A 10739-nucleotide genomic window follows, 5' to 3' on the forward strand; every position below is an offset into this window, starting at 1 on the left:
CCACCGGTGAGCGTGCGCGGCAGCTGCATGCGCTGGGGACGCGGCTGAAGGCGCCGGGGGCTGCGGTGGAGGACCCGTGCCTGGAGCCCCGGGACACCGGGTGCGCGCGCTCCGCACTGACGCCGTTCTACGCCGCGTTGGATGGGCTCGTGGATGGCGCGGTGAAGGGGCCCGTCGTCGTCGCCGCGTTCGGCAACTCGCTCATCGCGGGGGACCGCATCGTGGACGTGGTGCGCGAGGAGCTGGTGGCGGGCTTCGGCGGCGCGGGCCGGGGCGTGCTCCTGGTGGACCGCATGGCGCCGTATGGCGGGAGGGCGCGCACGGCCGCGGTGAGCCAGGGCTGGGAGCCGCGCACGCTGGGCGAGCTGCACGCGCCGCCGCACCCCTTCGGCATCACCGGCGTGTACCACGTGGCCACGGAGGCCCGGGCCCGGGGCCGCTTCAAGCTGGAGGGCGAGCCGCGCGGGACGCTGTGGTGGAAGGACGTGGCGGGCGCGGGCCGGCTCGTCGTGTCCGTGGACGGGGTGATGCTGGCGCGCACGGAGCCCCAGGGGGATGGGACGAGCCGCGCCACGGCCTTCGACGTGCCTCCGGGCGCGAAGTGGCTGGAGGTCACGGCGGAGGGACGCGGCGCCATCGTGCAGGGCGTGGTGCTCCAGCAGGAGGAGCCCGGCATCGTGCTGGACATGCTGGGCGTGCCGTCCGCGGATGCCACGCTGTACGCCCGGCTGGAGGAGGACGCGCTGAAGGCGCAGCTCCAGCAGCGCGACCCGAAGCTGCTCCTCTTCTTCCTGGGCGGCAACGAGTCCAAGCGCCTGGAGTGGAAGCGCACCGACCTGGACACCGTGCGCCGCGACCTGACCGCGCTCTTGCGCCGCACCCGCGCCGCCGCGCCCGGCAGCGCGTGCCTCGTGGTGGGACCGATGGACGCGGTGCAGGACTCGCACGCGAAGGGCAAGCCGCTGGCGCAGCGCCCGTTCCTGGAGGCCGCCATCAGCGCCGAGCGCGACGTGGCGGTCGCCGAAGGCTGCGGCTTCTTCAACCTGTTCACCGCCATGGGCGGAGCGGGCTCGCTGGTGCGCTTCCATCAGGCGGGGTTCATGCACGATGACCTGGTGCACCCGCGCGGTCAGGGGCTGGACCTGCTGGGCCAGCTCGTCGCGGACGCGCTGGTGAACGGGTGGGCGGAGCAGGGTCTGGGGTCGTCCCCGGCGCTCACGTCCTCGCGCGAGGTGGCGCCGGCGAAGGCGTCGGGTGACGGTACAAGTCGGACCGCGGAGGACGTGCGATGAGACGGCTCTTCGTCGCGCTGTGGCTGTTGGTGGGCGCGCCCGCGCTCGCCGTGCCCCAGGCGCCCGTCGTTCCGTTCTCGACCGAGTCGAAGGCTGGCGAAGCCGTCGCGCCCGCGTCGCCAGAGCTCGCCGCGAAGGTCGCGTCGGAGTTCCCGCCGGAGGTGGAGCGCGCGCTGGACGCGCTGGTGCGCGCGGACCTGAAGCAGGGCCCCACGGCGGGCCTGTCCGTGGGCGTGATGCGGGGCGGCCAGCGCTGGATGCGCGGCTATGGCTTCCGCGACCTGGGGAAGAAGCTGCCGGCCACGGTGCGCACGACGTACCGCATGGCCTCCATCACCAAGTCCTTCACGGCGGTGGCGGTGTTGCAGCTCGCGCAGGCGGGCAAGCTGGACCTGGACGCGGACATCCACACGCTGGTGCCCGAGTACCCGGTGAAGCAGTGGCCGGTGACGGTGCGGCAGCTGCTGGGGCACCTGGGCGGCGTGCCCACCTACGACAGCCCGAGCGCGGGCAACAACACGAAGCCCGTCACGACGCGCGAGGCGATTGGCCTGTTCGCGGACCGTCCGCTCGTGGCGGAGCCGGGCACGCGCTACGTCTACACGACCTGGGGCTTCAACCTGCTGGGCGCGGCGGTGGAGACGGCGTCGGGCCAGTCCTACCGCGAGTACCTGCGCGACCACGTCTTCGGGCCCGCGAACATGACCCACGCGGACCTGGATGAGGTGAGCACCCGCGACGCGCAGCAGGCGGTGGGCTACCGCGTGCAGGGCGCCGCGCTGAAGCCGTCGCGCTTCCTGGACGTGACGAGCCGCTTCGGCGGCGGCGGCACGCGCGCGACGGTGGAGGACCTGCTGGGCTTCGCGCGCGCGATGCTGGACGACGCGCTGGTGACGCGCGAGACGATGGGCCGCATGCAGACGACGATGGCGACGCGCGACGGGCGCATCACCGACTACGGCATGGGCTTCGCGACCTATCCGCTCCGGGGCCACTACATCGTGGCGCACGCGGGCGGGCAGCCGGAGACGACGACGCTGCTGGTGGTGCTGCCGGCGGAGGACACCGCCATCGCGCTCGCCACCAACGTGGAGGACGAGGCGAAGCGGCTGCGCCGGCTGTCCCTGCGCTTGATGGAGACGGTGCTGGACGAGGGCGCGCCGGCCCGGACGGGCCACTTCACGGACCCCGTGGACGCGGTGGAGTACGAGGGCCTGGGGCGGATGGCCAGCTACGGGCTCGCGTACCACGACTGGGCCACGCGCGGGCCGGGCCGGCTGCCGCCGGAGCAGGACCTGGCGGGAGCGTTCGCGAAGGTGACGGCCCTCTTCGACCGCGCGGCCATCGCGCGCGACCCTCGGGGCGCGATGGAGCGGATCCGCGGCGCGCACGAGCCCCGCGCCGAGTCCCTCTTCATCCGCGTGGGCGCGCACATGGCGGCCACGGTGGAGCGGGTGCTGGGCGCCGAGCGGCTGCGCACGTACCGGACGCAGGGCGCGGCGGGCTTCTTCGCGGACTACCTGGCCGCGTGCGAGTCCGTGAAGTGTCCGGAGGCGGAGCGCTTCAACCAGGGCCTGCGGGACGACGTGGCCCGCTTCGTCGCCGGGTGGAAGCGCGCGGAGGTGCCGGCGCTGCGGCGCTCGCGGCTGGACGACGTGAAGGACCCCGAGCGGCTGTGGCCCGCGCTGAAGGAGGCGGCGGCGCGCGCGCCCTCGGTGCGGCCGGACTACACGGAGGAGCTGCTGGCGCTGGCGGACCGGGCGAAGCACAAGCCGGAGGACCGGATGCGCTGGCTGGAGCGCGCGACGGAGCTGCACCCGGAGTCGATGGACGCGCACCTGGCGCAGGCGGTGGGGCTGCTGGAGGCGGACCGGGAAGCGGAGGCCATCCCGCACGTGCGCGAGGCGTTCGAGACGCCGGAGGGGGCGCTGGTGCTGTCGCCCGCGGGCTTCCTGCGGCGGCTGCTGGACACGCGCTCCCCGAAGGTGGCGCGGGGCCTGCTGCGCGCGGCGGTGACGCTGCATCCGGACGCGCCGGAGCTGTGGGACGCGCTGGCGAAGCGGGAGCGGGCCCTGGGGGACGCGGGCGCGGCGAAGGTGGCGCAGGGACGCGCGAAGCGGGCCCGGCAGGTCCGCGCGGCGCAGGAGGCCCGGGCCCCGCGAACCCCGGGCGTCGTGGCGCCCGCCGGGAGCGCGCCGCTGCCACCGGACAAGGCCCCCAGCGGGAGCACGTCCCCGACGGTGCCGGTGGATCCGGAAGCACCGCCGGAGCCGTGAGGCCGGAGCACTGAGGCCGGAGCACTGAGCCCAGAGCCGTGACGTGAGGCTGGAGCCTTGAGGCCGGAGCACTGAGCCCGGCGCCGTGACGTGAGGATGGAGCACTGAGCCCGGCGCCGTGACGTGAGGATGGAGCACTGAGCCCGGAGCACTGAGGCTCTGCCCTGCCTCGCTGACGTGAGCACGAACCCATCCGCGCGGTGCGCGTGCTCCCGCGAGGCTTCCTGCGCGAGCGGGCCCGGGCCATGCGAGGATGCGCGGCGATGACGCCTTCCTGTCCTTCCTGTCAGACCCCCTTCGTTCCCGGTGCGCAGACGTGTGGCGCGTGTGGTGCCGCGCTGCTGGTCACCCCGACGCCCGGGAGCGCCGAGCCCGTCTGCGCCGTGCACCCCCAGTGGCGGAGCGTGGGCACGTGTCCCCGGTGCGGTGCGTTCGCCTGCGCCAGTTGTCTGCGCCAGGGCCCGGAGGGCGTGGTGTGCGCGGCCTGCCTCGAGCGCGAGCCCCTGGGCCTCCTGCCGTGGGACCAGCGCGAGGAACTGGGGACGCTCAAGGCCTTCTGGAAGACGTGCGTGGGCCTCCTGATGCAGCCCACCCGCACGCTCCAGGGCATCAACCCCGACGCGGCGGTGGGCAGCTCGCTGCGCTTCGTGTTCCTGTCCGCGGTCGCGGGCTTCCTGACCACGGGCATCGTCTACACGGCGCTCATCGGCGTCATCATGGGGCTCGTGCCCGAAGCGGACGCGCAGGCCGCGGAAGGGAGCCCGGCCCCGCAGACCGTGAAGCTGTGGATGACCGTGGGCATGGCGGCGTGGACGGTGCTGATGCCCTTCGTCAGCACGGGCATGACGCTGGTGAACGCGGGCCTGGACCACCTCATCCTGCGCATGGGCGGGGTGGCGCGGGGCTTCTCGGTGACGCTGCGCGCGCACGCGCTCTCCCAGGCGCCCTACATCGTCGGGTTGATCCCCTTCGTCGCGGTGTATGCCGCGCCCTTCTGGGCCATGGGGCTGCGCGTGGTGACGTACCGCTCGCTGCACCGCACCACCTTTGGCACCGCGGCCGCGGGCGCGCTGCTGGTGCCGGTGCTGTCCTGCTGCCTCTGTGGCGGCGGCTACGCGGCCATCATGTTCGTCGCCTTCAAGGGCATGACGGGCGGCGAGGGCTAAAGCCGTCAGCGCGGCCGGGGAAAGACGGCGGCCAGCCACGCGAGCACGGCGCCCACGCGGGCGTTGTGGCGCAGGTCGGGGTGGGTGACGGCCCACAGCTCGCGGACGGGCAGCCCGGTGGCGCGCGGCAGCAGCGATTCGAGCCGCGAGTCGTGGGGCGCGAACAGCTCCGGGAGGACGGCGAGCCCGTGCCCCGCGGCGCAGGCGGCCAGCAGCGTGGTGCTGTTGCTGGCGCGCAGGACCGTGTGGGCCTGGGGCACGTGCTTGTCCAGCCACGCCTCCTGCGGGGTCCCCGCGAGCGTCGCGTCGGGCCGCACCCAGTCGTGCCGTCCCAGCTCCCTCACCGCCGAGGGACGCCCGCGCCGGGCGAGGTACGCCGCGCTGCCGTAGACGCGGAAGGGGACGTCACACAGCCGTCGCGCCAGCAGCGCGGGTTCGCGGGGACGGGACATGCGCAGCGACACGTCCGCCTCGCGGCGCGACAGGTCCAGCACGCGCAGCTCCGCGCGCAGCTCCACCACCAGGTCCGGGTGCCGCTCGCGCAGCTCCACCAGCCGGGGCACGAGCACGTAGGCCGCCAGCCCGTCGCCCGACGTGATGCGCACCGGTCCCGCCACGCGCTGGTCCGCGCCGGTCAGCTCCCGCTCCGACGCGAGCACCTCCGCCTCCACGCGCTCCGCATGGGTCCGGAGGCGCAGGCCCGCCTCGGTGGGCACGAGCCCCTCCGGCGTGCGCCGCAAGAGCCGCACCCCCACCGCCGCCTCCAGCGCGGCGAGCCGCCGGCCGATGGTGGTGGGCGCCACGCGCAGAGCCCGTCCGGCCGCCGCGTGGGTGCCATGGCGGTCCACCGCGAGGAAATAGCGCAGGTCATCCCAGGCCAGCATGCCGTGCATTCTCGCACGGTCAGCCTGCGCCGACGTTCGTATCCGCAGGGCCCTCCCGGGAGCATCTTCCGCCCCATGAAGACCTACGTGCTGAACCCCGGAAGCGACCTGGACGCCCTCCAACTCACGGACCGGCCCGTGCCCGAGCCCGGCCCGCGCGAGGTGCTGCTGCGCCTGCGGGCGGTGTCGCTGAACTACCGGGACGTGGCCATCCTGCGCGGCACCTACGGCGCGTTCCCCCGTCCGCTGGTGCCGGTGTCCGACGGCGTGGGCGAGGTGGTGGCCGTGGGCGCGGAGGCCCGCCGCTTCCGCGTGGGGGACCGGGTGATTCCCGCCTACGTCCCGGACTGGGTGCGCGGACCGCCGAGGGAGGACACCGCGCGGCGGCGCCTGGGCGGACCGCTGGACGGCCTGCTGCGCGAGTACGCGTGCGTGCACGAGGAGGCGGCCATCGCCGCGCCGCCCCACCTGACGGACGCGGAGGCCGCGACGCTGCCCATCGCCGGGGTGACGGCGTGGCACGCGCTCTTCACGCAGGCGCACGTGGGGCCGGGGGACACGGTGGTGGCGCAGGGCACCGGCGGCGTGTCCCTCTTCGTGCTCCAGCTGGCGCGGATGGCGGGCGCGCGCGTCCTCGTCACGTCGCGCGGCGAGGCCAAGCTCGCGCGGGCCGTGGCGCTGGGCGCGTCCGAGGGCATCCACACGGGGACGCATGCGGACTGGGCCGCGCGCGTGCGGGAGCTCACCGGGGGGCTGGGCGCGGACCACGTGGTGGACGTGGCGGGAGGCGAGGGCGTGGCGCGCTCGGTGGAGGCCGTGCGCATGGGCGGCACGGTGACGCTGGTGGGCTTCCTGGACAGCCCGGCGGTGCGCTTCGACCTGCGGCCCGCGCTCAGCAAGGTGGTGCGCCTCCAGGCGGTGTCCACCGGCAGCCGGGACGACCTGGAGGCCCTGGCGAGAGCGCTCACCCTGCACGGCGTACACCCGGTGGTGGACCGGGTGTTCCCGTTCGCGGAGGCGCCCGCCGCGTTCGCGCTCCTGGAGAGCGGCGCGCAGTTCGGGAAGGTGGTCATCGCCTTCCCCTGAGGCCCCGCGTCAGTGCTGTCCGGTGGCGGCCGTGGCGCCCTGGGGAACCCGGGGCCCTGGCGCGGGCCAGAAGCGCGCGCCCCGGAAGCCGTCGAAGGACGCCGCCAGCCGCCGCGTGCCCACGTCGTAGATGCGCGCCTGCGTCGTGCCCGCGAGCAGCAGCAGGTCTCCGCGCGCCATCGCCCGCACGGGGCTGCGCGCGGGCAGGGCGAGGCCCTGGGGCTCGGCCAGGTGTCCGTCATCCACCTCCCAGCGCACCGGCATCATGAGCGCGGTCTGCTCCCCCGCCGTCTGCCACGCGAAGAGCGGGCCGCCCCGGGACTCCACGCGCGCCCAGACGCCGAACAGGTCGTGGCCCCGGTGGGGCACCACGGCGTCGAGCCGCGCGGCATCCTGGCTGCCCTCGTCCAGCGCCTGCGCCCCCAGCGCATCCGGATCCGCGGACACCGTGGAGGACACCAGCATCTCCGCGGTGGTGAGCGCGAACACGGCGTCCGCGCCATTGCGCGTGGCCACCGTCTCGATGCGCTTCCACGTCCCGGCCTCCCACCGGAACGCGTGCGCGAGCCCCGCGCCCTCCTCCCCCTCCGGGATGGGGATGCGCCGGCCGTCGAAGAGGAAGGCCTCCCTCGCGCCGTCCGCGCGACGCACCAGGTCCCCGGTGTGCGCGACGAGCGCCACCAGCCGGCCCACCGCGTCGAAGCCCACCGCGCCCGTGAGCCCCTCGTCGGGCAGCAGCTGCGCGGAGGCCTGTCCGGAGCCCAGGTCCACCATCCACACGCGCCCGGGCCCCCGGACGCTGTTTGCCGGGTCCCGCACGGCCGCGTGCAGCCCATCCGCGCTCCACGCGAGCTGGAGCCCGTCACACGCCGCATCCACCGTGACGAGCGCCCTGCGCCGACCGTCCGACTCCAGGCGCGACCACGTGCAGCCCGACTGCGCCGCGTCCTGGAGCACCGAAAGCGAGAACGGCGCCACCTTCACCGGCGCCGCCACCACCGGAGGCACGGCGGGAGGTTCAGCCGGGGACGGCTCCGGGGGCTTCTGGCAGGCGCTCACGAGGAGCACGGCGCTGACGAGGCACGAGGTGCGGACCATGGTTGCGACCCTCCCGGAAAAAGGTGTCTTCCACGGAATATGGCAGAGCCCCGGGTGCGTGCGGAAGACACCCGGAGCCCACATCGGAGAAGCGCCGGGCGAATCCTTCAATCCTTGTTCAAATATGTCATAGCGCGTCAGACAGTAGAGAGTTGGAAAACGCGATAGGCCTATTGACGTAAGAGAGGGTTTGGCCGTATTCCTATCAAACATCCCTCCCGCCTTCCCTGGCGCTCGGATGACACGCGAGCGTCCGCCAGAGGTGTCATATGGTGACTGTCGAGCTGGATATCTTCTCGGGTCGTCCCAATCCGCGGTGGACGTTGTCGGAGCGGGAGGCGCGGCAGCTCACGGAGCGCATCCGCGCGGACCCGTCGCAGCTCCTGCCGCTGAACGCGGAGACGGGTGGCCTGGGCTACCGGGGCTTCGTCGTGCGCGCCGAGGACACCGGCATGGCGGACGACTGGAAGCGTCTGGGATTGCCGCCGGTGGTGCGGCTGGGCGGCGCGTTCCAGCCGGAGGCGGCGGAGAGCTCCCGGTTCCTCCTGCACACGGCGGAGAGCGCGCGGCTGGACCTGCGGGACCCGGGTCCGGTGTTCGCTGAAGCCGAGAAGGTCATCATCGACTCCCGAGACGTGCAGGGCGTGGTGACCATCTGCTACCCGGCGGCGCTGGGCAGCGACACGGACTTCACCTTCTGGAACGGTGCGTCCTACCAGCCCTACAACAACTGCTACAACTTCGCGAGCAACTGGCGCACCAACACCTTCGCGCAGCCGGGCCGCGCGTCGGGGTCCATGTACACGACCATCGACTGTGCCAACGTGGGCGCGGCGGCGCAGCGGGACGGCTGGCTGACGGTGTGTCGGACGGACGCCAACTACAATGTCTGCCTGGTCATCTGGCCGGGCTATGACTATCACTGGTACCGCTACTGCGCGAACAACCACTGGTGCCACAAGCCGGGTGGGACGGCGGCGCGCAACACGGACAACAGTGGCCTGCTCATCACCAACCCGGAGACGTGCAACCGGGGAGGCTACACGGTGTTCTGCGGTTACTACCGTGGCTACAACGTGTCGGTGTCGTGAAGCGGGCACCGCGCATCCTGCGACTGGCGTTGGGCCTGGGACTCCTGGGAGCCTGGGCCTGCACCACGGGCAGCGCTCCCGCTGACACGGCGCGTGTGGAGGAGAAGCCCATGGCGTCGCGGGCGCAGGCGAGCGTGGAGGTCTTCAGTGGGCGCGAGCCGCCCACCTGGGCGCTGGCGCCGGACGAGTCGCGCGCGTTGCGCGAGGCGGTGGAGGCATTGCCGGTGGGGACGCGGTCCCGGCCCGACGTGGGGCTGGGCTACCGGGGCTTCACGGTGACGTGGGAGGACGGGGCCCGGGCGACGGTCTACCGCGACGTCGTGGAGTACGCGGTGGGCGGGCGCACGCAGGTGCGCGAGGACGCCTCCCGGGCGGTGGAAGAGCGTTTGTTGTTGGGGTCCAGGGCGCACCTGGATCCGGAGCTGTTCACGGCGGTGGCGTCGCAGGTGCAGGCAGCGCAACCCTGAGCCCTCTTCGAGGGCGGGCTTTCCAAGCGAAGGAGCGTGTCATGTCAGGAGACTCGAACCGCCGTCACTTCCTCAAGGCGATGGGCTTGACGGCCGTCGCGGCCGTGGTGCCCGTGGGGCTGGGCGTCGCCAGCGTGGCGGGGGCATCCGCCCCGGCGGCGGCGGGAGGCTCGGGGGCGCTGGAGCTGTGGTTGTTGGACACGGGCGTCGGGGCGCTGGACGCGGGGCTGTATGGCTCGGCGCGCCAGGGCCTGGTGGCCTCCCTCCAGGCGCGAGGCGAGCCGCTGCCGTACTGAAGTTCCGTTGTCTGTCTTTCATGACGGAACGATGATGAACCCGAGGAGACGCCAGGACCCTCTGGCGTCCGGGACTCCGTAGGTTGGCGACCGTGGGCGGTGCTCCTGGAGCACCGTCCACGTCAACCTTTGGAGCCCGCCATCTTCCAAGCCTTGCCCCGAGTCGTCCCGGTCGCACTGCTGAGCTGTGCCGCGGTCACCCTGCTCACGGGGGCCGACGCGCCAAAGCCTGTCACATGGAGCTGTATCGAATTCCGGGCATGAGCATCGCGGTGTTCGACAAGAACGCCCTGGTGTGGGTCCGGACGTATGGGGTGACGCAGGCCGGAGGTTCTGAGCCCGTCACGCTCGACACGCTGTTCCAGGCCGCTTCAGTCAGCAAGCCGGTGACGGCGCTGGCGGCGCTGCGCACGGTGGAGCAGGGCAAGGTGTCGCTCGACACGAACATCAACGACCACCTGTGCTCGTGGATGGTCCCGGACAACGCCTTCACGACGCTGGGCGCGAAGCCCTGAACGCTCACAGCGCCATGTACGCGCGGGCTGCCGTCACGGAGTAGAACTTCCCTTCCGGCAGCACGTACGCGGTGAGCTTCCCGCCATAGACACAGCCGGAGTCCAATCCCAGCGCGAACGGATGTCTTTGCAGGCCGCGCATCGCGTCGTGGCCGAAGACGACCAGCTCCGGGCCCTTCCACAGGCTGCCCCAGGGCTCGCCCGCCTCCAGCCGCTTCGACGGCGTCCCGTCCGCCGCGATGCTGCGCATGTTCAGGAGGAACTCCTCCTTCTGCTCCGAAAGCGGCACCCCCGGCACCAGCCCCGCGTGCACCGCGACCACGTTCAGGTCCGGGAAGTGCTCGTAGGAGGGCAGCGCTCCCAGGTACGCCCAGTCGTCCGCCGTCAGCGTGTCCAACACCTGCCGGTGCTCCGGCTTCAGCTTCTTGCCCTTGGCCGCCTTGCCCGCGTGCCAGCGCAACACGTGCGCGTCGTGGTTGCCCCGCACCGCCCGGAAGCCGTGCTCCCTCGCCCTTCGCACCACGCCCGCCGAGTCCGGCCCCTTCGCCACCAGGTCCCCCACCAACAC

The 10739-nt window shown here is 73.1% G+C and carries 11 protein-coding genes; 8 read left to right on the forward strand and 3 right to left on the reverse strand.

Annotation, left to right across the window (positions count from 1 at the left end):
* The 3 genes from D7V93_RS27480 to D7V93_RS27490 form a co-directional block, all read left to right on the forward strand.
* On the forward strand, positions 1-1292 hold a 1292-nt coding region (locus D7V93_RS27480; protein WP_120646216.1), incomplete at its 5' end, for a GDSL-type esterase/lipase family protein.
* Complete coding sequence (locus tag D7V93_RS27485) at positions 1289-3568, forward strand: serine hydrolase domain-containing protein (protein ID WP_120646217.1); 2280 nt, start codon at positions 1289-1291, stop codon at positions 3566-3568. The genes D7V93_RS27480 and D7V93_RS27485, both read left to right, overlap by 4 nt.
* Positions 3569-3831: 263 nt before the next feature.
* Positions 3832-4734 carry a zinc ribbon domain-containing protein gene (locus D7V93_RS27490; protein ID WP_208723169.1) on the forward strand — a complete coding sequence of 301 codons (903 nt, stop codon included), beginning with the start codon at positions 3832-3834 and terminating at the stop codon, positions 4732-4734.
* Between the two features lie 5 nt (positions 4735-4739).
* On the opposite strand, the gene D7V93_RS27495 is transcribed toward D7V93_RS27490, so the two are convergent.
* Positions 4740-5618 carry a LysR family transcriptional regulator gene (locus D7V93_RS27495; protein WP_158623876.1) on the reverse strand — a complete coding sequence of 293 codons (879 nt, stop codon included), beginning with the start codon at positions 5616-5618 and terminating at the stop codon, positions 4740-4742.
* Positions 5619-5693: 75 nt separating this feature from the next.
* Between D7V93_RS27495 and D7V93_RS27500 the strand changes: the two genes are divergently transcribed.
* Positions 5694-6704 carry a zinc-dependent alcohol dehydrogenase family protein gene (locus D7V93_RS27500; RefSeq protein WP_120646225.1) on the forward strand — a complete coding sequence of 337 codons (1011 nt, stop codon included), beginning with the start codon at positions 5694-5696 and terminating at the stop codon, positions 6702-6704.
* Positions 6705-6713: 9 nt separating this feature from the next.
* Here D7V93_RS27500 and D7V93_RS27505 read toward each other — a convergent pair whose 3' ends face one another.
* Positions 6714-7802, reverse strand: coding sequence for a hypothetical protein (locus D7V93_RS27505; RefSeq protein ID WP_120646219.1), 1089 nt, complete (start codon positions 7800-7802; stop codon positions 6714-6716).
* Between the two features lie 269 nt (positions 7803-8071).
* Here D7V93_RS27505 and D7V93_RS27510 point away from each other — a divergent pair, with 269 nt between their 5' ends.
* The 4 genes from D7V93_RS27510 (at position 8072) to D7V93_RS27525 (ending at position 10171) form a co-directional block, all read left to right on the forward strand.
* Positions 8072-8893, forward strand: coding sequence for a hypothetical protein (locus D7V93_RS27510; RefSeq protein ID WP_120646220.1), 822 nt, complete (start codon positions 8072-8074; stop codon positions 8891-8893).
* Positions 8890-9360 (forward strand): hypothetical protein, encoded by a 471-nt coding sequence (locus D7V93_RS27515; RefSeq protein ID WP_147451365.1) that lies wholly within the window; start codon positions 8890-8892, stop codon positions 9358-9360. The genes D7V93_RS27510 and D7V93_RS27515 overlap by 4 nt, the downstream gene beginning before the upstream one ends.
* Before the next feature lie 41 nt (positions 9361-9401).
* Positions 9402-9656, forward strand: a complete 255-nt coding sequence (locus D7V93_RS27520) for a hypothetical protein (protein WP_120646222.1) — start codon at positions 9402-9404, stop codon at positions 9654-9656.
* 236 nt (positions 9657-9892) lie between these two features.
* Positions 9893-10171, forward strand: coding sequence for a serine hydrolase domain-containing protein (locus D7V93_RS27525; RefSeq protein WP_120646223.1), 279 nt, complete (start codon positions 9893-9895; stop codon positions 10169-10171).
* Between the two features lie 4 nt (positions 10172-10175).
* On the opposite strand, the gene D7V93_RS27530 is transcribed toward D7V93_RS27525, so the two are convergent.
* Positions 10176-10739: metallophosphoesterase (locus tag D7V93_RS27530; RefSeq protein ID WP_120646224.1), on the reverse strand; the 564-nt coding region annotated here is incomplete at its 5' end.

It is taken from the genome of Corallococcus llansteffanensis, assembly GCF_003612055.1.
GTDB lineage: Bacteria > Myxococcota > Myxococcia > Myxococcales > Myxococcaceae > Corallococcus > Corallococcus llansteffanensis.